The organism is Pseudooceanicola profundus (assembly GCF_054919315.1).
Genome location: NZ_CM142898.1, coordinates 2,332,282 through 2,353,645 on the forward strand (window position 1 = coordinate 2,332,282; position 21,364 = coordinate 2,353,645).

Annotated in this window: 14 protein-coding genes and 1 pseudogene; 6 read left to right on the forward strand and 9 right to left on the reverse strand. The window is 69.4% G+C overall.

Annotated features, from left to right (window positions below; translation table 11 throughout):
• Position 1: 1 nt before the first annotated feature.
• From ACX9MO_RS10700 to ACX9MO_RS10715, 4 genes and pseudogenes are all read right to left on the reverse strand, one after another.
• Positions 2 to 2,095, reverse strand: a complete 2,094-nt coding sequence (locus ACX9MO_RS10700; RefSeq protein WP_462211831.1) for an MlaD family protein — start codon at positions 2,093 to 2,095, stop codon at positions 2 to 4.
• 137 nt (positions 2,096 to 2,232) lie between these two features.
• Positions 2,233 to 2,802: pseudogene (locus ACX9MO_RS10705) on the reverse strand (paraquat-inducible protein A); the annotation flags it as partial.
• Positions 2,803 to 2,816: 14 nt separating this feature from the next.
• Positions 2,817 to 3,449: a paraquat-inducible protein A gene (locus ACX9MO_RS10710; RefSeq protein WP_462211832.1), complete on the reverse strand. Its 633-nt coding sequence runs from the start codon at positions 3,447 to 3,449 to the stop codon at positions 2,817 to 2,819.
• A 302-nt stretch (positions 3,450 to 3,751) separates the two neighbouring features.
• Entirely contained in the window at positions 3,752 to 4,966 is a 1,215-nt protein-coding gene (locus tag ACX9MO_RS10715; RefSeq protein WP_462211833.1) for an FAD-dependent monooxygenase, read from the reverse strand.
• Between the two features lie 81 nt (positions 4,967 to 5,047).
• Here ACX9MO_RS10715 and ACX9MO_RS10720 point away from each other — a divergent pair, with 81 nt between their 5' ends.
• From ACX9MO_RS10720 to ACX9MO_RS10735, 4 genes are all read left to right on the forward strand, one after another.
• On the forward strand, positions 5,048 to 6,376 hold the full coding sequence (locus ACX9MO_RS10720; RefSeq protein WP_462211834.1) for an amidase: 1,329 nt from the start codon (positions 5,048 to 5,050) through the stop codon (positions 6,374 to 6,376).
• Between the two features lie 111 nt (positions 6,377 to 6,487).
• Complete coding sequence (locus tag ACX9MO_RS10725) at positions 6,488 to 7,666, forward strand: aminotransferase class I/II-fold pyridoxal phosphate-dependent enzyme (protein ID WP_462211835.1); 1,179 nt, start codon at positions 6,488 to 6,490, stop codon at positions 7,664 to 7,666.
• A 12-nt stretch (positions 7,667 to 7,678) separates the two neighbouring features.
• The gene (locus tag ACX9MO_RS10730; RefSeq protein ID WP_462211836.1) at positions 7,679 to 11,164 is read left to right on the forward strand and encodes a DNA translocase FtsK; all 3,486 of its coding nucleotides are present in this window, start codon (positions 7,679 to 7,681) and stop codon (positions 11,162 to 11,164) included.
• 274 nt (positions 11,165 to 11,438) lie between these two features.
• A complete protein-coding gene (locus ACX9MO_RS10735; RefSeq protein WP_222493682.1) occupies positions 11,439 to 12,050 on the forward strand; it encodes a LolA family protein in 612 nt (203 codons plus the stop codon).
• A gap of 102 nt (positions 12,051 to 12,152) precedes the next feature.
• Here ACX9MO_RS10735 and ACX9MO_RS10740 read toward each other — a convergent pair whose 3' ends face one another.
• Both ACX9MO_RS10740 and ACX9MO_RS10745 read right to left on the reverse strand, forming a co-directional pair.
• A complete protein-coding gene (locus ACX9MO_RS10740) occupies positions 12,153 to 12,743 on the reverse strand; it encodes a transglycosylase SLT domain-containing protein (RefSeq protein ID WP_222493680.1) in 591 nt (196 codons plus the stop codon).
• A 230-nt stretch (positions 12,744 to 12,973) separates the two neighbouring features.
• Entirely contained in the window at positions 12,974 to 13,855 is an 882-nt protein-coding gene (locus ACX9MO_RS10745; protein WP_222493678.1) for an AEC family transporter, read from the reverse strand.
• A gap of 84 nt (positions 13,856 to 13,939) precedes the next feature.
• Here ACX9MO_RS10745 and hspQ point away from each other — a divergent pair, with 84 nt between their 5' ends.
• Positions 13,940 to 14,266 carry a heat shock protein HspQ gene (gene hspQ, locus ACX9MO_RS10750; protein WP_222493675.1) on the forward strand — a complete coding sequence of 109 codons (327 nt, stop codon included), beginning with the start codon at positions 13,940 to 13,942 and terminating at the stop codon, positions 14,264 to 14,266.
• A 100-nt stretch (positions 14,267 to 14,366) separates the two neighbouring features.
• Here the strand turns inward: hspQ and ACX9MO_RS10755 are convergent, their stop codons facing one another.
• From ACX9MO_RS10755 to dapE, 3 genes are all read right to left on the reverse strand, one after another.
• Positions 14,367 to 15,869 (reverse strand): lytic murein transglycosylase, encoded by a 1,503-nt coding sequence (locus tag ACX9MO_RS10755; protein WP_462211837.1) that lies wholly within the window; start codon positions 15,867 to 15,869, stop codon positions 14,367 to 14,369.
• Between the two features lie 313 nt (positions 15,870 to 16,182).
• Positions 16,183 to 18,489, reverse strand: a complete 2,307-nt coding sequence (gene rnr, locus ACX9MO_RS10760) for a ribonuclease R (RefSeq protein WP_462211838.1) — start codon at positions 18,487 to 18,489, stop codon at positions 16,183 to 16,185.
• A gap of 353 nt (positions 18,490 to 18,842) precedes the next feature.
• A complete protein-coding gene (gene dapE, locus ACX9MO_RS10765) occupies positions 18,843 to 20,006 on the reverse strand; it encodes a succinyl-diaminopimelate desuccinylase (RefSeq protein ID WP_462211839.1) in 1,164 nt (387 codons plus the stop codon).
• Between the two features lie 220 nt (positions 20,007 to 20,226).
• On the opposite strand from dapE, the gene ACX9MO_RS10770 reads away from it, so the two are divergent.
• Entirely contained in the window at positions 20,227 to 21,294 is a 1,068-nt protein-coding gene (locus tag ACX9MO_RS10770) for a Hint domain-containing protein (RefSeq protein ID WP_462211840.1), read from the forward strand.
• The last annotated feature ends 70 nt before the right edge of the window (positions 21,295 to 21,364 follow it).

Here is a 21,364-nt window from a genome sequence, read left to right on the forward strand (position 1 = left end):
GTCATCTCCCGAAGAGCAGCGAATTGGGATTGCGTTCGATGGCACGGGACAGCGAGTCCACGGCGGCGGCGGCGCGTTCGACCTCGCGCAGCGCGCGGGTCACGTCGCGGCCCACGCCGTCGCGCCCGTCATAGGTGCGCAGCGTGCTGCCGGCCTGCGTCAGCAGGGCCTGCGTGCGGTCCAGCAGCGCGGGCAGGTCCTCGGCCGCGCTGGCGATGTTGTCGGCGGCCTGACGGGCCGAGGCCAGCGTCTGGTTCGCGTTCTCGACCAGCCCGCCTTCGCGCATCTCGCCGACCAGCTGGCGCAATTCGTCCAGCGCGGCGGAGAGATCGGCCGGCAGGGCGCGGGCGGCATCGGTGTCGATCAGGGCATCGGCGCTTTGCAGCAGCGCGTCCAGATCGGTGGCGAGCTGATCAAGCGGCACCTGTTCGGCCTTGGCGGCGATGGCGTTCAGGCGATCCATCAGCGGCTGGACCCCCTCGGCGGCGGCGCCGAAGCTGCCGACCGTGGTGTTGATCGTGTCGACCGCGGCCACCAGCCGGCCCACCACGTCCTGTTCGTTGAGCTGCGCGGTCAGCTGGCGCAGCTGCGCGACGGTCTGCGAGAGCTCGCCGGGCAGAGCCTGCAGGTCCTCGTTGCCGACGAAGCCGCGGGCCTCGCCCAGCAGGCCGCGCACCTCGCCGGGCACCGCGCGGATGTCCTCGCTGCCCACGAGGCGGCTGACATTGTCCATGACGCCGATGGCGCTCTGCATCAGCTCCTCGACGGGCAGGGCGTTGATCCGCTCGAAGACGCCCTCCGCGGTGGCCGTGACATCGGCGATCTCGCTCGCGGTGGTGGGGATCACCGGGTTCGCCCCGTCCTCGGTGCGGATTTCGGCGGGCGCGGCATTCTCGACGGTCAACAGTTCGACCTTGAGGCCACCGGTGAAGATCGAGGCGGTCACCAGCCGGGCACGCATCCCCTGCGCCACCTGATCGCGCAGGAAGTCGAGCGCCTCATCCGGCGTCGCGCCCCTCTCCAGGCCCAGCTTGGAGGGACGGATGCGGAGTTCGGCCGCGAGGCGCACGCGGTTGTCGCCAAAGCGGTCGCGGTCCACGATGCCGTTCAGCGCGGTGACGCGCCCGACGCGGACCCCGCCCAGATCGACGGGGGCATCGACCGAGAGACCGGCGACGTTCTCCTCGAAGATGGCGGTGACGTTGAGCGCCCGGCCCGAGCCGTCGTTGTCCCCGAAGAGCGAGGAGCGCGCCGCGCCCTCGTCCGGGTAGACGGTGAAGATGTCGCCGCCCGAGGCCGGTTCCCCGCCCGAGACGACGGTCTGGAAGGTCACACCGCCCCGGATCAGGGAGGAGACCGAGGAGAAGTCGATCTCGGCCCCGCCCGGCCCGAGCGAGAAGCTGAAGCCGGAGGTGTCCCAGAACCGCGTCGAGGAGGAGATCAGCCGGTCATGGGGCGCGTAGATGATGGCCTCGGCCTCGACCGTGGCGCCATCGGCGGAGACCATGGCGCGGCCGACCTGACCCACCTCGATGCCGCGATAGACGATCGGCACCTGTTCCGAGAGCCCGGCATCGTTCGCGGCCCGCAGGCGGATGCGCAGCCCCTCGCGGCCCTCGCGGTTTAGCGGCGCCTCGGTGCGGCCCTCGAACGCGGGCTTCAGCCCCTCCGCGCTGCTGTCCCAGATGCCCTGGATGAAGACGCCCGACAGCACGGTGTCGAGCCCGGTCACGCCCTGCGTGTTAACCTCGGGGCGCACGACCCAGAATTCGGCGCTGTCATCGACGTAATCGGCGATGTCCTTGTCGAGCCGGACCGAGACCACCACACGCTCCAGCGCATCCGAGAAGGAGACCTTCTCGACCAGCCCCACGGGCACGTCGCGGTAGCGCAGCTCGGTCTCGTTGGCCTTCACGCCGGCGGCGCTGTCAAAGCTGATCTCGATCAGCGGGCCCTGGTCGGCATAGCTGTGCCATGCCACGGCAAGCGCGATCACGAGGGCTGTCAGGGGCACCACCCAGACGATGGAAATGCGTTCGATCAGGCTGCGGCGGGCGGGTTGTACCGGCACGTCGGGCGGGGTCGTCTCGGTCAAGGTGTGGGACTTTCTGTGAGGTCTTGGGGCCCGCGGGGGCCAGAATGTGTAGCGGTGTCGGTGCCATGTGCCAAGGCGCCATGTGCGACGGGCGGCAGCGAGGAGAGGCCCGGCAGGGGGGGCTCCACCGGCGGATCGGCGTCGAAGATCAGCCGGCTGTCGAAGCTCTGGGCCGACAGCATGGTGAAGATCACCGAGAGCGCGAAGAAGAGGCTGGCGATACCGGGCTGGATCGCGGCCAGTGTTCCCAGCTGCACCAGCGACGACAGGATGGCCACGACGAAGACGTCGATCATCGACCAGCGGCCGATGTATTCCACGAGCTCGTAGAGCTGGTGCCGCCGTTCCGGGCTGAGCGCGGAGCCGTGGCGCACGGAGAAGGCCAGCCCCGCGATGATCAGGAACTTGCCCACCGGGATCAGGACCGAGGCCACGAGGATCACCAGCGCGATGCCGTAGCTGCCGTGATGGGCCAGCTCGACCGCGCCCGCGATGATCGTGTCCTCGGAGGTGGTGGCCAGCATCCGGGTGCGCAGCATCGGGTAGAGGTTGGCGGGGATGTAGCACATCAGCCCCACGACCCACCACGCCCAGACCTTCTGCAGCGCCAGCCGGTCGCGGGAGTGCAGCTTGTGCCCGCAGCGGGTACAGCGGGACGTGCCGCGCGGCCACACGCGGGTGCAGCGCGCGCAGGCCACCAGACCCATCTCGCGGGCGGTCCTCACTTTTCCAGCGATTTCCATACCGTGTACCTGCACATGAAGCTGTCCTGCAGCACCACCAGCACCATCAGGGCGCTGAACATCCAGAAGGCGGGGCCAAGGTGGACCTGCGCCAGATCCGCGATCTTGACCAGTGCCACGGCACAGCCGATGGCGAAAATTTCCGCCATGGACCATGGACGCAACGCTTCTGACAGCCGGAAGGCGCGGATCGCGTGATCTGCGGGCGGGCGGTCGCGGACAATGGGCGTCAGCACGTAGATCAGCAGCAGCGCCCGCAGCACGGGCACGAAGATGATCAGGGCCGTGACGGTCAGCGACAGCAGCACCAGCAGCGGCGAGGACGAGAAGGCCAGCGCCGCATCCAGCACCGAGGCCGCGTGCCCCAGCCCACCCACGTTGATCGAGAGGAAGGGAAACAGCGTCGCCGCCACCACGAGGATCACGATGGAGAGCGCGATGGCGATCAGCTGCTCTCCCGCCCGCCGGCGCGGCGCGATCAGCACCGTGTGGCAGCGGGCACAGACGGCGCGCTGTCCCTTCTCGGGGGGCACAATGTGGTAGACCGCGTCGCAGGTCGGGCAGGCGATCAGGTCGTGAAGGTCCTGCTCTGGCAGGGCGGACGGCGACATCTGGGGCGGGCCTCCTTGGCCGCGAATTGATCCCTGCATGGTAAGGCGGGGCGCGGCGGGGTCAACTGCACTGCCCCCGGGGGAGGGGGCAGAGGCGCCGGTGCGGGGACGGTGCAGCGACGGGGCGGGGACGGGCAGGGAAACGGGCGGAGACTGGAACAGGGCACTGGGCCCAAGGACCGGCCCACGGACCGGGCCGATTTACTGGGCCGATTTACCGGGGCAAGACGACGGGGCCGGGGGCCACAGCCCGGTGCCGGGCCGCCGCAGGGGGGCAGCAATGTAGAGGCGCCGCCGCCGGATCAGCGCATCAGCGCGGGCAACTCGCCGGTCAACCCCGCGGCTTCGCGGATGAAGCCCCGGCGCAGGGGCGGCAGGGCGTTGATCGCCCCCATCCCGGCGTCGCGCGCCAGCCGCAGCAGCGGGTTGTCGTTCGAGAAGAGCCGGTTCGACAGGTCGGTGGCCATTGCCAGCGTCGCCGTGTCGAAGCGCCGCCATTCCTGATACCGCATCAGCACCGTCTCGGCGCCGATGTCCTCGCCGCGCTGCTGGGCCTCGTCCAGCACCTGCGCCAGCGCGCCGATGTCGCGCAGGCCCGCGTTCAGCCCCTGGCCCGCGATCGGGTGCATCCCGTGGGCCGCATCGCCGATCAGCGCCACCCGGGGCGCGATGAAGCTCTGCGCCAGCGACAGGCCGAGGGGATAGGAGAAGCGTTTGCCCGCGAGGCTGATCTGGCCGAGGAAATCGCCGAACCGGGGCCGCAGCACGGCGAGGTAATCCTCGTCCGTCAGCGCGTTGATCGCCTTGGCCGCGCCGTGCCGCTCGCTCCAGACGATGGAGGAGCGGTTGCCGGGCAGGGGCAGGATCGCCAGCGGGCCGGGGGGCATGAAGAACTGGTGCGCCACGCCCTCGTGGGGCAGCTCGTGGGCGATGGCACAGACCAGCGCGGTCTGGCCGTAGTCCCAGCCGGTGCGCTTGATGCCCGCCCGCGCGGCGGTGCCGCTGCTTCGCCCGTCGCAGCCCACCAGAAGCTTGGCCGAGAGGCTCTGCCCCGAGGCCAGCGTGACGGTGACGCCATCGACGCCCGGGTCCTGCGCGATCACCGTCTCGCCGTGCAGAACGGTCAGGCCGGGGGCGGCCTCCATCGCCTCGGCGAAGGCGCGGCGCAGGTAGCGGTCCTCGAGCATCTGGCCCATCGGGCCTTCCTCGATCTCGCGGTGGTCGAAATGCATCCAGAAGGGCGCGGGCCCTTCGCCGGCGCGGCCGTCGGTGACCTTGATGTCCAGCATCGGCTGGGCCTTGTCACCGACCTTGTCCCAGACGCCGATGGCCGTCAGCAGCCGGACCGAGGCGAGGGCAAGCGCATAGGAGCGCCCGTCGAAGTCATCGGCCCCCTGCGCCTGCGCCGGCAGCGCATCCACCAGCGTGACACGGAAGCCGGCCCGCACGAGGGCCAGCGCGAGGGCGGGGCCGTTCAGCCCGCCCCCGGTGATCAGGATATCGGCATCATGTTCCATGCGGCGCAATATGCGCCCCCGGGCGGGATTGTCCATGCGTCCCGCTGGCGCTACCGTCCCGGCGACGCAAGGAGTACCCGCATGCAGGACTGGCTATGGATGACTGCCGCCGATCTCGGCCGCGGCATCGGCAGCGGCGCCATCGACCCGGTGGCGCTGACCAAGACCTATCTGGACGCCATCGACGCCCATCCCGACCGCGACCGGATCTACACGGTCGTCACCCATGACCGCGCCCTGGCCGAGGCCGGCGCCGCGGCAGAGCGCGCCCGCGCGGGCCTGCGCCTTTCGCCGCTGGACGGGGTGCCGATCAGCTGGAAGGACCTGTTCGATTCGGCCGGCGTGGCGACCGAGGCCGGCTCGCGCCTGCTGAAGGGCCGGGTGCCCGAGGTCGACGCGCCGGTGCTGGCCAATGCCACGGCACAGGGCCTCGTCTGCCTCGGCAAGACGCATATGTCGGAACTGGCCTTCTCTGGGCTGGGGCTGAACCCGACGACCGCGACCTCGCCCAACGTGAACGACCCCAGGGCGGTGCCGGGCGGCTCCTCCTCCGGCGCCGCGGCCTCGGTGGCCTTCGGGCTTGCGGCGGCGGGCATCGGCTCGGACACCGGCGGCTCGGTCCGCATCCCCTCGGCGTGGCAGGACCTCGTGGGGCTCAAGACGACCGCCGGGCGGATCACCCTGAAGGGGGTCGTGCCGCTCTGCCTGAAGTTCGACACCATCGGGCCGCTCTGCCGCTCGGTCGAGGATGCGGGGCTGCTGCTGGCGGCGATCGAGGGCGGCAAGCCCGCCGACCTCGCCGGGGCCTCGCTGAAGGGCGTGCGCATGGCGGTGCTGACCAACTGCGTCCTCGATGACCTGCGCCCCGAGCCCAAGGCCGCCTACGAGACCGCGCTGGAGAAGCTGCGCGCCGCGGGGGCCGAACTGGTCGAGGTGGCCGCACCGGAGGTGGACCGCGCGATGGCGCTCTCCGGGCTGCTCTTCACCGCCGAGGCCTATGGCCTCTGGCGCGAGGTGATCGAGGCCAATCCGGACGTGATGTTCGACCGCATCCTCGAACGCTTCCGGGCGGGCGCCACGGCGCTGGCCGCGGATTACGTCGCCGCGTGGCAGGTGCTGGAACAGACCCGTGCGGAGTGGGCCGCGCGCATGGCCGGCTTCGACGCCGTGCTGGCGCCGACCGCGCCGATCCTGCCGCCGGACGCGCAGCGCCTGATGGAGGATGACGCCTATTACGTGACCGAGAACCTGCTGGCGCTGCGCAACACCCGCGTGGGCAACATGATGGGGCTTTCGGCGCTGACCCTGCCCACCGGCACGCCCTCCTGCGGGGTCATGCTGATGGGCCGCGCGATGGGCGAAGAGGCGCTGCTGCGGATTGGCGCAGTGGCCGAAAAGGCCCTGACCTAAAAGACACAAATCGGCGCCGCCCACACGGGCGGCGCTGGACGAATGCCCCCGGCATGCGTTACCTTCGCAGCCAAACGGGGCGAAAATGATCCCGAATTCGAGGCAGTATAGATGTTTCCTGAGCGGTTTTCGAACCTTCCGGAGTATGCGTTTCCGCGTCTGCGGACGTTGCTTGATTCCCGTCCCGCGGGCGGCGACGTCGTGCATATGACCATTGGCGAGCCCAAGCACGCCTTCCCGGCCTTCGTGCCGGAGGTCATCGCGGAGAATATGGCAGGCTTCGGCTCCTACCCGCCCAACGACGGCTCGCCGCAACTTCAGCAGGCGATCGGCGACTGGGTGACCCGTCGCTATGGCGTGACGCTGGATGCAACCAAGCAGGTGATGCCGCTCAACGGCACCCGCGAGGGGCTCTACAACATCGCGATGGCGGTCTGCCCCGAGGAGAAGAACGGCCAGACACCGGCGATCCTGCTGCCGAACCCGTTCTACCAGGTCTACATGATCGCGGCGATGTCCGTGGGCTCGCAGCCGGTCTTCGTGCCCGCGACGCGACAGAACAACTACCTGCCGGACTACGGCGCGCTGCCCGAGGAGGTGCTGAACCGCACCACCGCGGCCTATGTCTGCTCGCCGTCGAACCCGCAGGGCGCGGTGGCCGACAAGGGCTACTGGCGCGAGCTGCTGGCACTGGCCGAGAAGTACGATTTCCAGATCTTCGCCGACGAATGCTATTCCGAGCTCTACCGCGACACGCCGCCCCCGGGCGCGCTGGAAGTCGCAGCCGAGATCGGGGCCGACCCGGAGCGGGTGGTGATCTTCCAGTCGCTCTCGAAACGCTCGAACCTGCCGGGCCTGCGCTCGGGCTTCGTGGCGGGCGGGGTCGAGACGATGAAACGGGTGCGCCAGCTGCGGGCCTATTCCGGCGCGCCGCTGCCGCTGCCGCTGCAGCGCGTGGCCGAGCGGGTCTGGTCCGACGAGACCCACGTGGAAGAGAACCGCGCGCTCTATCAGGCGAAATACGATGCGGCGGACGCGGTCTTTGACGGCGTGCCGGGATACAAGGGCCCTGACGCGGGCTTCTTCCTGTGGCTTCCGGTGGAAGACGGCGAACAGGCCGCCGTCAAGCTCTGGACCGAGACCGGCGTGCGGGTCCTGCCCGGCGCCTATCTCAGCCGCGACGTGGACGGGGACAACCCCGGCCAGGGATACATCCGGGTCGCCATGGTGGCCCCAATAGACGAGATGACGCCGGCGCTGATCACGCTGCGCGATTGTCTTTACATGTGAGGAACGAGGAACATGGCCTTCCAGACCAGAGGACGCGATCCGCTTTTCGACAGCAACATGCAGGCCGCCATAGAGCGGCGCGGCAAGGAGCTGGGCGGGCTGGCCTTGATTGCCCTCGGTCTGATGGCGGCCATGATGATCGGGTCCTACGATCCGAACGATCCCTCGTGGATGTCGGCCACCGATGCGCCGGTGCAGAACTGGCTGGGCCAGATCGGGGCGTCGATCGCGGCGCCGGTCTTCATGATCGTGGGCTGGGGCAGCTGGGGCATCTCGGCGCTGCTGCTCGGCTGGGGCCTGCGCCTCGCGCTGCATCGCGGTGAAGAGCGCGCGCTGTCGCGGCTGATCTTCTCGCCGATCTGGGTGGCGCTGCTGGCGGTCTATGCCGCCTCGCTGGTGCCCGGCCCGGGCTGGACCCACAACTTCGGCATGGGCGGTCTCTTCGGCGATACGGTGCTGGCCACGGTTCTGGGCGTCGCGCCGATCGCGGCCTCGCTGGGCCTCAAGCTGCTGTCGCTGATGCTGGGCGCGGGCATGGTGGCGCTTGGCATTTTCGTGCTGGGCTTCACCGGCGAGGAACTGCGCCGTATCGGGCGCTTCCTGCTGGTGGGCGTCATCCTGCTCTATGCCAACCTGCTGAAACTGCTGGGCCACGGCGCCGTGGGCGCGGTGAAATCCGCCCAGACCCTGCAACAGAAGGGGGTCGAGCGTCGCGCCCGCCGCGCCGCCGCCGCCGAGGAACGCCGCCTCTGGGCCCAACAGGCCGCCGAGGACGAGGAATACGCGGTCTACGAGGACTACGAGGACTACGAGGAGCCGGTGCCTGCGCCTGCTCCCGCGCCGCGCCGCTCGGCCCCCGTCGTGCGCCGCGCCGTGCCGGTCCCGCCCGAGGCGCCTGCCTACGAGGCGCCGGTCTATCACGGGCAGGAGGCTGCCTATGAACCCTATGCCGAGCCGGAGGAATACGTCCTCGACGCGGCGCCCGAAGAGGAGGAGGCCCCGCGCGGGGGCTTCCTCAGCCGCCTGCCGCTGCCGGGGCTGAAACGGCGCAGCACCGAAGACGAAATGCCCGAGCCGGAGTGGGTCGATCCCGCCTACCCGGGGGCCGCCGAGGGCCAGATGAGTGACGACATGACCGGAGACGACCGGATCAAAGCCAAGATCGCGGACATCGTCCGCAGCCGCGCGCGCCGGGTTGCGGGCCACACCGCCCCCGCCAACATGCCCCTGACCAAGGGCCGGGGCCGCCGCCCCGGGCCGCTGATCGTGAGCGAACGGTCGCAGCCCTCGCGGGTCGAGCCGCCGCTGACCGCCGCCCCGGTCGCCCTGCCGCCGGAACCGCCGCTGACCGCCTCGCGCGCCGCGCCGCCGGCGCCCGCCGCGCCGGTCGAGACGCCGACCCTGCGGGCCGAGCCACGCATGGCCGCACCGCAGGCCCCCGCAGCCGAGCGCCCCGTCGCGCCCGCCCCCGCCCCCGCACCCGCCCCCAGCCCGCGTGCCGCGGCGCCCCAGCCGCGCCAGCCCGTGGCCCCCGCCCGTCCGGTGGAAGAGGCCCCGATGACCTATGCCGAGGTCGAGCAATCCTTCGACGCCGGCTATGACGAGGCCGCGATCGGCACCGAGTGGGACGACTACGACGAGACGGTCGAGGCCTTCTGGGACGGTGTCCCCCACGAGATGCCCGAGCCCGCCCCGCGCCGTGCCGAGCCCTCCATGGCCCGCGTCAGCCCGCGCGCCGATGCCCCCCGTGACGAGATCGCCGGGGAAACCCGGGGCGACGCTGCGGCGATAACCCCAGGGGCCGATGCCTACGACGACGAGGGCCCGAAGGTCGCCCCGCGCGCCGATGCGCCGCGCCCGGTGATCCCCACCGGCGAACCCGCCCGTCGCGTGGTGCATTCCGCCACCATGAAGGCCTCGAAACCCTCGGCCCGCGCCGAGGCAGAGGCCAACCCCAAGCTGCAGTTCGAAGAGCCGGTGATCGAATACGAGCTGCCGCCGCTCAACCTGCTGGCCAACCCCGCGAACATCCAGCGGCACGTCCTCTCCGACGAGGCGCTCGAGGAGAACGCGCGGATGCTGGAGAACGTGCTCGATGACTACGGCGTGAAGGGCGAGATCGTCTCGGTCCGTCCCGGCCCCGTGGTCACCATGTACGAACTGGAGCCGGCGCCGGGCCTCAAGGCGAGCCGCGTGATCGGTCTGGCCGATGACATCGCGCGCTCCATGTCGGCGCTCTCCGCGCGGGTTTCCACAGTGCCGGGCCGGTCGGTCATCGGGATCGAACTGCCGAACGAGAACCGCGAGAAGGTGGTCCTGCGCGAGATCCTCGCCAGCCGCGACTTCGACGACAAGAACATGAAGCTGCCCCTCGCCCTCGGCAAGGACATCGGCGGCGGTGCCGTGGTGGCCAACCTTGCCAAGATGCCCCACCTGCTGATCGCGGGGACCACCGGCTCGGGTAAATCGGTCGCGATCAACACGATGATCCTGTCGCTGCTCTACCGGCTGACCCCGGACGAGTGCCGCCTGATCATGATCGACCCCAAGATGCTGGAACTCTCCGTCTACGACGGCATCCCGCACCTGCTCTCGCCGGTCGTCACCGACCCCAAGAAGGCCGTGGTGGCCCTGAAGTGGGTCGTGGGCGAGATGGAAGAGCGCTATCGCAAGATGTCCAAGATGGGCGTCCGCAACATTGACGGCTACAACGGCCGGGTGCAGGACGCGCTGGCCAAGGGCGAGATGTTCTCGCGCACGGTGCAGACCGGCTTCGACGACGAGACCGGCGATCCGGTCTTCGAGACCGAGGAGATCCGGCCCGAGAAGATGCCCTACATCGTCGTCATCGTCGACGAGATGGCCGACCTGATGATGGTCGCGGGCAAGGAGATCGAGGCCTGCATCCAGCGTCTGGCGCAGATGGCTCGGGCCTCCGGCATCCACCTGATCATGGCGACGCAGCGACCCTCGGTCGACGTCATCACCGGCACGATCAAGGCGAACTTCCCGACCCGGATTTCCTTCCAGGTGACCTCGAAGATCGACAGCCGCACGATCCTCGGCGAGATGGGTGCGGAGCAGCTGCTCGGCATGGGCGACATGCTCTACATGGCGGGCGGCGCGCGGATCACCCGCTGCCACGGGCCCTTCGTCTCGGATGAAGAGGTCGAGGAGATCGTGAACCACCTCAAGGCCTATGGCCCGCCGTCCTACATCGGTGGCGTGGTCGAGGGCCCGGACGAGGAGAAGGCCGACGACATCGACGCGGTGCTGGGCCTCTCCACCGGCGGCAACACCGACGGCGAGGATGCGCTCTACGATCAGGCGGTGGCCGTGGTGATCAAGGACCGCAAGTGCTCCACCTCCTACATCCAGCGCAAGCTGGCCATCGGCTACAACAAGGCGGCCCGCCTCGTGGAGCAGATGGAGGAAGAGGGGCTGGTGAGCCCGGCGAACCACGTCGGCAAGCGCGAGATCCTCGTGCCCGAGCAGTGATGGTCTGCCGGGACTGATCTGCCAGACGTCATCAGAATGAGGGGCGCCCAGGGGGCGCCCCGTTTCGTTTCATCAGGGGGATCGGATCGCTGGCGCGCTCCGATCCGGTTGGGGGCGCTGCCCCCCTTGGCCCGTGCCGGGCCAATTCCCCCCGGAGTACTTGCTGAAAGATGAAAGGGAGGGCGGGGCCGGGAAGGGGCGGGGCGGGGAACCCTACGCAGATGTGTGCGTTTGTCCTCTGGTTCGTGAACGAGGGCGGGAGTAGATTGACCTCATGAAACGCAGAGATCTCATCGCCGGTGCGCTGGCCACACCCTTCGTCCTCGGTGCAGGGCGGCTGATGGCCGCGCCGGTGCCCCTGGGCGAGATTTCCACCTACCTGAACGGGATCAAGACCGCGCAGGCCCCCTTTACCCAGATCAACGACGACGGCTCGATCTCGACCGGGAAGCTCTACATCAAGCGGCCCGGGCGGGTGCGGTTCGAATACGATCCGCCGAACGAGGCGCTGGTGATCGCGGGCGCGGGCGCGGTGAGCGTCTTCGACAGCAAGGGCGGGCAGGGGGAGACCTATCCGCTGTCGCGCACGCCGCTGTCGATCATCCTCGATGACAACGTGGATCTTGGCCGGGCCCGGATGGTGACCAACCACGAGAGCGATGGCACCTCCACCACGGTGACCGCGCAGGACCCCGACCATCCGGAGTATGGTGATATCCGTCTCGTCTTCACCGGGGCCCCGGTGGAACTGCGCCAGTGGGTGATCCGCAATGATGCCGGGGAAACCACCACGGTCGTGCTCGGCGGGCTGGAGACCGGCGTGCGGCTCTCGGACCAGATGTTCCTGGCGGACATGGTGCGGCCGCAGGGCGACCGGAACCGCTGAGGCCGCAGACCGGCGGACGTGCGAAGGGCCCCCGCAGGGGCCCTTTTTGCTGTCTGGTCGGGGGACGACTTGCCGGAACGCTTGGCCGGGTCCTGACCGGGATCAGCGGTAGCGCCAGCCGCAGTTGTTGAGCTGCGCCTCGTACTTGCGCGAGCGTTCCTGCACGTTGTTGGCGACCGCGATCAGCCAGGGCTTGGAGTTGTGGTTGCCACGGGTGTAGCCCGCGCGGCCCTCGTGGTAGGCGAGGTACTGGTTGCGCGCGTCCCAGATCGGCACGCCCACCTTCTTGGTGGTCTCGTTCATGTACCAGCCCATGAAATCGGTCGCGTCGCGGATGTCGTCGCGCTTGGCCCGGCGGTTGCCGGAGGCGCGCTTGTAGTCATCCCACGTCCCGTCGAGCGCCTGGCTGTAGCCATAGGCCGAGCTCTGCCGCCCCATGGGAATGATCCCGAGGGCGTACTTGTGCGGGGTGCGGGCATTGCCGATGAATTTGCTCTCCTGGTGCATGATGGCCATCTGCACGGAGACCGGAACGCCGTAACGGCGTTCGGCGCCCTTGAAGGCGCGGAAGTACTTGGGGCGCTCCTGCACGATGCTGCAGGCGTCATCGAGATTGTTCGGCGCGGAATACCGACCGCCACCGCAGGATGCCACCAGCATCACGATGAAAAGCGCGCGAAGAGTTCTGCTCATCTGCCTCTCGCTATGTCTTGTTTTGTTTTGAAGGGATTTTAGCGGAAAGGCGCCGATGGGGAAATCACATTTCCGCAGGGTCGCAAGGGCCGGCCGAAGGCGTGGCAGCTTTGCACGCCTTCGGATCTCGCTACGGGCCACGGGCGGAAATGGCGCCGCAGGCGGGCCCAGGGCTGATGCGGGGCTGATGGAGGATCAGCGCCTGGATCAGATCTGGATCAGACCCGGCGTCAAATCACGGCGGCCAGAATCAGCGGCAGGGCAAGGACCGAGAGCAGGGTCGAGGCCACCACCAGCGCCGCCACGCTTTCCGCATCCGCGCCGTATTTCTCGGCCAGCATGTAGGAGGTCACCGCGACGGGCATGGCGGCTTGCAGCACGAGACAGGCAAAGGCGATGTCGTTGAGGCCGAAGGCCCGCCCCGTGACCCAGGCCACGGCGAAGCAGAGGATGTACTTGGCGATCGCCATCACCACGGCGCGGGTCATCCCCTTGGTGGTGAGCCGGGCGAGCGCCACCCCGAGCGTGATCAGCATGAGCGGGATCGCCATCTGGCCGGTCAGCCGCAGCGTGTTGGTCATGAACTCGGGCAGGGTCCAGCCCTGCCAGAGGAAGACACCGCCCAGGATCGTGCCCCAGAGCAGCGGCTCCTTCGCCGCGTGCCAGGGCTTGCCGCCGCCCGAGACGACCCAGATGCCGAAGGTGAAGGACCAGATCGCCATGACCGCGAAAACCACCACCGCATAGCCGAGGCCCACCTGCCCGAAGGCGAAGAGCGCGATCGGCAGGCCCACGTTGCCTGTGTTCGAAAAGACCAGCGGCGCCAGCCAGGTGCGCTGCGGCAGTTTCAGCACGTGGACCGCCGCGGCGGCGGCCAGCGTGAGCACCGCGTAGAGCACCACGGAGGCCAGCGAGAGCGCCGTGAGGGCGGCGGGGTCGATCTCGGTCTCCATCAGTGCCACGAAGATCAGGCAGGGCACCGACACTGTCATCGTCAGCTTGGTGACGAAGTTGATTCGATACTCATGTCCCGATTTGACCCAGACGTATCCGAAGGCTGCGAGCAGGAAGACGGGAGCGACGGTCTGGAGGACTGTCAGAACAAGGTTCACAAACTGTTTCTTTCGGTTTTTTGATGGCGGTTGGACAACCACCCGCGCTTCACGGTAGTAATGGGGTTAATGGGCTGCAAGATTATGATGACAACACGCGCGAAATATTCCCTGGGACAGGTGGTACGCCATCGGAAACACCCATTTCGTGGTGTGATTTTCGACGTCGATCCTCAGTTCAACAACACCGAGGAATGGTATGCCGCCATTCCCGAGGAAAGCCGTCCGTCCAAGGAACAGCCGTTCTATCACCTGCTGGCCGAGAACGAGCAGAGCTACTACGTGGCCTATGTCTCGGAGCAGAACCTCGTCGCGGACTACTCGGGCGAGCCGGTGGACCATCCGGACATCCCCGATCTCTTCGGTCCGTTCGAGGATGGCTCCTATCCGCTGCACTTCCAGCTGAACTGAGACCGGGCCTGACTGAGACCGGGCCTTCCGACGCAACGAAAAAGCCGCCCCCAGGGGCGGCTTTCGTCTGTTCGGGCGTCTGCTCGGGGCAGGGGCGCTTTCAGCGCCGCAGCCGTTCCAGCAGTGTCAGCGAGGCATAGCCATCGGGCACGAGCCCGACGCTCGACTGGAAGGAGCGGATCGCGGCCTGCGTATTGGGCCCGATGATGCCGTCGGGCGTGCCCGCGCCGTGGCCCTTGCGGCCCAGAAGGGCCTGCAATTCCTTGCGTTCGTCCCGTTTCAGCCCGCGTTCGTCCTGCGGCCAAGCGGCCACGAAGGGCCCCGCGCCGCCGATCCGGTCGCCGAGGTGCCCGACGCCGAGCGCATAGGCATCCGAGGGGTTGTAGCGGCGGATCACGTCGAAATTCTTGAACACGAGGAAGGCCACGCCATTGGCCCCCGCAGGCAGCAGGATGCGGGCCGACCCGAAGTCGGGCACCGGGTCGCCTGCCACGTTGCGCACGCCGAGCGCCGCCCAGTCGGAGGGCATCTTCTTGCGCCCGTCGGCCTGGGCATAGTCGAAGCCCGCGGGCAAGCGCACTTCCACGCCCCAGGGCTGGCCTGCGATCCAGCCGAACTTGGCGAGGTAGTTGGCGGTGGAGGCAAGCGCGTCACTGGGGTTGTCGTCCCAGATGTCGCGGCGTCCGTCGCCGGTGAAGTCCACGGCGTATTCGAGGTAGGAGGAGGGCATGAACTGGGTGTGCCCCATGGCCCCGGCCCAGCTGCCCTTCATCCGTTCCGGCGTGGTGTCGCCCGCGTCGAGGATCTTCAGCGCGTCGACCAGCTGCGTCTCGAAGAAGCTGGCGCGACGTCCCTCGAAGGCCAGCGTGGCCAGCGAGGAGACGACGCCGTTGCCGCCCCGGTAGGAGCCGAAGTTCGTCTCCATCCCCCAGACGGCCGCCACGATGTCCCGGTCGACGCCGTACTGGGCCTCGATCCGGGTCAGAGCGTCCTTGTGCCGTGCCACCGCGGCACGGCCATTGCTGACGCGGGTGTCCGAAACGGCGGTGGAGAGGTAATCCCCGATGGTCTTGGTGAATTCCGACTGGCTGCGGTCAAGCTCGATCACCTTGGGCAGGAACTCGGCCCGGGCAAAGGCGCGATCGAAGGTGGCGGGCGAAATGCCCTGCGACAGCGCGCGCGGCCGGAAGCCCTGCACCCAGCGGTCGAAGCCCGCGGGGTTCGAGACCGGCTGTGGCGTGGCCTGTTCCGCCGGGGGCGCTGCCGGCGTCGCGAGGCTGAGCGAGGCGGGACGGATGCGGGGCCGCAGGCTGCGGGCGGGGCTGCCGCTGTCTTCGCCGATCGCGGCCACCGCGGGCTGTGGCGCGAGGCTCGGGGCGGTCGCCGGGGGCGTCGGCGAGCTGCGCGGGGCGCTCTCGACGTCGGCCAGTGCCGCCGTCACCTGTGCCACTGTCGCGGCGACGAGGTCCAACTCGACACCCGCGGGCGGGCTGATCATGGCGGGACGCGCCATGGGCCGCAGGGACCGCTCCACCGATCCGGTGGCGGTCATCGTCTCGACCGATCCGGTTGCGCTCACTGCCACCACGGGCAGCGAGACCATGGGCAAAGAAATCAGTACGGCCGGGAAAATGCGTTTCATCGGGTGCCTGCTCGCCTTCATGACGTTTTCCGTATCCTACCCGGAAACAGTGTGAATCGGAAGGATCGTGGCACGAGGCGGCGGGGAGACGCGGAAAACCGCCCCACAGCGCCGCGCAGGAGGCAGGGCCACCCCCGGCCGCGGGCCTGTCGGCGCCGTTCGGCCGGGCGCAAAAAATTCTTCGAAGAATTTTCCCAAGAATTTTCGAAAATTCTTGTGGCGCGCCGGCGAGGGGTCTCGGAGGCGGCGGCCCCTGAGAGGCCGCCGCCCGGGATCAGCTGCGCCGGGTGCGGGTGACCTTGCGCTTGGTCTTGGCGGTCTTCTTCTTCGCCTTGGCCAGCTTGCGCTTGGGCGAGGTGCCGGGGCGCTTGCGGCCGGGCTTGAAGCCGCCCTTGCGGCCCTGCGATCCGCCGCCGCCGGGCATCTCCTTGTCCTCGAGGGTCAGCAGTTCCAGTTCCAGCCCCCCGGTGACGGGGGCGGCCTGCACCAGCTTGACCATGACCCTCTGGCCGGGTGTGATCACCACGCCGCTGTCGGCGCCCATCAGGGTCATCTCCTCGCGGTCGTGGTGGAAGTACTCGCGCCCGAGCGAGCGGATCGGGATCAGACCGTCGGCGCCGGTCTCGTCCAGCCGGACGAAGGCGCCGAAGCGCGCCACGCCCGAGATCCGGCCCGGGAACTCGCTGCCCACCCGTTCCGAGAGATAGGCGGCGAGGTAGCGGTCGGTCGTGTCCCGCTCGGCCATCATCGAGCGGCGCTCGGTCTCGGAAATATGGGCGGCGGTGTCTTCCAGCCGCTCCACGTCCTCTTCCTTCAGCCCGTCATCGCCCCACTTGTGCGAGGAGATCAGCGCCCGGTGCACGATCAGGTCGGAATAGCGCCGGATCGGCGAGGTGAAATGCGCGTAATTCGCCAGTGCCAGCCCGAAGTGACCGAAGTTCACCGGCGAGTAATAGGCCTGCGTCATGGACCGCAGGGTCGACATGTTGATCAGCTCGGCCTGTTCGGTGCCGGCGGCGGCGTTCAGCAGGTCGTTCAGGTGCCGGGTGCGGATCACCTGACCCTTGGCGAGGTTGAAGCCTGCCGCCTGCGCGGTTTCGCGCAGCGCCTCCAGTTTCTCCGCCGGCGGTTCCTCGTGGACGCGGAACAGCAGGGGGGACTTCTTGGCGATCAGCGTCTCGGCGGCGGCCACGTTGGCGAGGATCATGAACTCCTCGATCAGCCGGTGCGCGTCGAGGCGGTCGCGGAAGTTGACCGAGGTGACCTCGCCCTCCTCGCTCAGCACGATGCGGCGTTCCGGCAGGTCGAGGTCGAGCGGCTGACGGTCCTGCCGGGCGCTGCGCAGGGCGGCATAGGCGCCGTAGAGCGGCTTGATGACATCCTCGAGCAGCGGGCCGGTGCGGTCGTTGGTCTGGCCGTCCATGGCGGCCTGCACCTCGGCGTAGTGCAGCGAGGCGGCGGAGCGGATCAGCACCCGGTGGAAATCATGGCCGATCTTGTGCCCCTGCGCGGTGATCCGCATGCGCACGGCAAGGGCGGCGCGCGGTACGCCCTCGTGGAGCGAGCAGAGATCGCCGGAGAGGCGGTCGGGCAGCATCGGCACGACGCGGTCGGGGAAATAGGTCGAGTTGCCGCGCTTGCGCGCCTCGCGGTCGAGGGCGGAGCCGGTCTGCACGTAATGGGCCACGTCGGCGATCGCGACCCAGATCACCCAGCCGTCGCGGTTGTCCTCGGCGCTGTCCGCCTCGACATAGCAGGCGTCGTCATGGTCACGCGCATCGGAGGGATCGATGGTGACGAAGGGCATCTCGCGCAGGTCCTCGCGCCCCTTGAGGCCCGCGGGTTTCATGCCATCGGCCTCCTCCACGACGCGGTCGGGGAAGGCATCGGGGATGCCGTGCTGGTGGATCGCGATGAGCGAGACGGCGCGCGGCGCGGTGGGGTCGCCGAGGCGGGCCACGACACGGGCCCGCGGCAGCCCCATGCGGGAGCGCGGCCCGGCCTGTTCGGCCTCGATCAGCTCGCCGTCCTTCGCGCCGTGGATCGCGCCGGCCGGCACCAGCCATTCGAGGTCGGCGCCCTTGTCGATGGGCACGATGCGCCCGCCCTCGGCGGTCTTGCGGAAGATGCCGAGGATCCGGCGCGGGTTGGTGCCGATCTTGCGGATCAGGCGCGCGTCATACTGGTGATCGCCGATGCGCTCGTCCTCCTCCAGCAGGGTGAGGCGGGCGAGGATGCGGTCGCCGGGCCCGAGCGCCGGGTCGGAGTTGCGCAGGAGCACGTGGATCTCGGGCTCCGGTCCCTCGCCTTCCCACTCCAGCGGGCGGGCGGTGAGGTCGCCGTCATCTGTCGTCTCGCCCACGAGGAGGACGGAGACCGGCGGCAGCCTGTCGGGATCGCGGTAGGTCTTCTTGCGCTTCTCCAGCAGGCCTTCGTCCTCGAGCTCCTTCAGCAGGCGCTTGAGGTCGATCCGGGCGGCGCCCTTGATGCCGAAGGCCTTGGCGATGTCGCGCTTGGCCGTCTGGGTCGGGTTGTCCGAGATGAACTTGAGGATCTCGGCCTTGCTGGGGATATCTGTCATGCGCCAGCGGTAGCACGGGGCGCAGAGGCGCGGAAGAGGGCGCGCACGGGCGGGAGGCCGGCACCGCCGGGGGCTCGGGGCGATCTGGGCCGGAGCCGGGGGCGCGTGGGGCGCATCACGTGGGCCGCATCAAGTGGGCCGCATGACCTGATGGTCGCCTGCGGCGACGCGATGCCCGGCCGCGCGGGGCGCGGCCTGACAGTCACGCCCCTGCGGGCGTGGGCCCTGCCCGGCCCGGGCAGGGCCGGGGCTGTCTGCCCCCCTTGGCCCGCGGGGCGCGGGCCAATCCCCCCGTGAGTGCTTGGGGAAAGATGAAGGGCGGCAGACGGGATCAGGCGGCCCGCCCCTTCGGCTCAGGCGAAGTAGTCGCTGAGGATGCGGCTGTAGATCCGCCTGAGCTGGGTGATCTGCTCGGTCTCGATCCGTTCGTCGACCTGGTGCATCGTCTTGCCGACGAGGCCGAATTCCACCACCGGGCAATGGTGCTGGACGAAGCGCGCGTCCGAGGTGCCGCCGGAGGTGGAAAGCTCGGGGGTGACGCCGGTCTCGGCGGTGACGGATTTCGCGATCAGCTCCGAGAGCGGGCCCGGCGGGGTCAGGAAGGCCTCGCCGGAGATCTTGACCTCCATGTCCACCTTCACGCCGAAGGCAGTGGCGATCTGCTGGGCCTCGCGCTGCATCCAGGCCGAGAGGCTGGCGCCGGTGTGGGTGTCGTTGAACCGCAGGTTCACCGTCGAGCGGCACTGCGCCGGGATCACGTTGGTGGCCGGGTTGCCGGTGTCGATGGTCACCACGGCGAGGGTGGAGGCATCGAAGTGGTCGGTGCCCTCGTCCAGCGTTTCGGAGGCGAGGCGGTCCATCAGCCGTGCCATGGCGGGCAGCGGGTTCAGCGCCCGGTGCGGATAGGCGGAATGGCCCTGCTTGCCGGTCACGGTGAAATGCGCGTTCAGCGAGCCACGGCGGCCGATCTTCATCATGTCGCCCATCACCTCGGGGCAGGTCGGCTCGCCCACGAGGCAGTCGGTCATCGCCTCGCCATTGTCCTGCATCCAGTCAAGCAGCGCCGTGGTGCCGTCGAGCGCCGGGCCTTCCTCGTCGCCCGTCAGCGTGAGGATCACCGCGCCGTCGGGAGGCGTCGTCCGGACGAAATCGATGGCGGCGGCCACGAAGGCGGCGACGCCGGATTTCATGTCGGTCGCACCGCGGCCCCAGAGCACGCCGTCCGCGTCGATGTCCCCGGAGAAGGGCCCGTGGGTCCAGGCGGCCGCGTCCCCCACGGGGACCACGTCGGTGTGGCCATTGAAGCCGAAGCTGCGGTTCGCGCCCTTCAGGCCCCAGCGGGCGAAGAGGTTGGACGTGCCGTTGCGGTCGACCCGGGTGCAGGTGAAGCCGGCCTCGGTCAGCATGCCCTCGAGCAGGGTCAGCGCGCCGCCTTCCTCGGGGGTGACCGAGGGGCAGCGGATCAGCGCCTGGGTCAGGGCGACGGGATCGGTTTCGGTGGGCGCAGCAACGGGCATCATGCCTCTCCTTCGGGTGGCACCCGCAGGCGGGGCGGGCGGGGCGGAGACCATGACAATTGCGCGACGCTGTCAAGCGGCCAGCGGCGGTGCAAAGGCAGGGTTTCCCATGGGGAAATGGGATGTATTCCGGCCAAGTGTCTGTTTCCGGTTGGGGATTTCGCAGTATATAGGGGAAGAGGCGGCGCAGACCGCCATATCTGTTGCAGGACGAGGGCATATGGGCTGGTTGGCCGTTTCACCGCTGGACGAGGGGCAGGATGGCCCCCTCTTGCGGGCGGATGCGCCGCAGCTGCTGACCTCGGGCAGCCTCGTGCTGGAGGCCCTCTATCGGCCGGGCAGCGGGGGCGCGCGTCTCTTCACCGTGAAACACAAGCGTCCGTGGTCGGGCGGGCTCGAGATCCGGCTGTTGCCCGGGGCCCGGGTCTCGCTGCGGCTGACGCAGGAGCAGCGCGTCTGGGAGGCCGAGGCGGCCCTGCCCGACGCCGACCGCGAGGAGCTGCTGCGGCTGAGCTATCTCTGGCATGCGCCGGCGCGGATGGGGCGGCTCTGGGTCGAGCGCCCGGACCGGGACATGCCCGCGCTCTGCGTGGACCTCGCGGGGCCGCCGCCGCTGCCGACGCTGGCGCTGGCCGAGGAGGTGGCGGGGGTGCGCGGCCATGCGCTGGGCGGGCGGACCGACTGGGCCGCGCTCTCCGACCGGGTGGAGCCGGTGGGGCCGATGCCGCTGCTGACCGGGATCGTCCCGGTGGAGATGGCCGATGGCCAGCTGCGGCAGCTGGACCGGCTGAAGCTGGGCGACCTCGTGCGCACGGCGCAGGGCGGGGTGGCGCCGGTGCTGGGGCTCTTCTCTCACACGGTGCCAGCGCGCGGCCGGTTCCGGCCCCTCGTGCTGCGCCGGCCCTACCTCGGGCTCCAGCGCGACCTCGTGGTGGGGGCGGGCCAGCGGCTCGAAAGCGCGGGCGCCGCGGTGGATTACCTTTTTGGCTGCGAAAGTGTGCTGGTGGAGGCGCGGCACATGCTGCATGGCGCGGCCGCCCTGCCGGCGCCGACGCAGGCGGTGATGCGCTACTGGCAGGTGCTGCTGCCCGCCCGCGAGGCCCTGGAGGGCGCCGGGATCGGGCTCGAGAGCCTCGCCATCGGGCGGATGCGGATGCGCAAGGGCCTGTGGTCGGCGAGCCTGCTGGCGGGCGTGCCGCGCGGACGGCTGCCGGATCACGGATCGGTGGCGAAACGGGTGCTGGACCGGCACGAGGCGGTCACGCTGGCGGCGCAGCGTGTGGCCTGAGCCGGTGGTCTGGCGCGCCGACTGAACGGGCCGGAGGCGGCTGGCGCAGGTCGACAGGTGCAGAGATGGC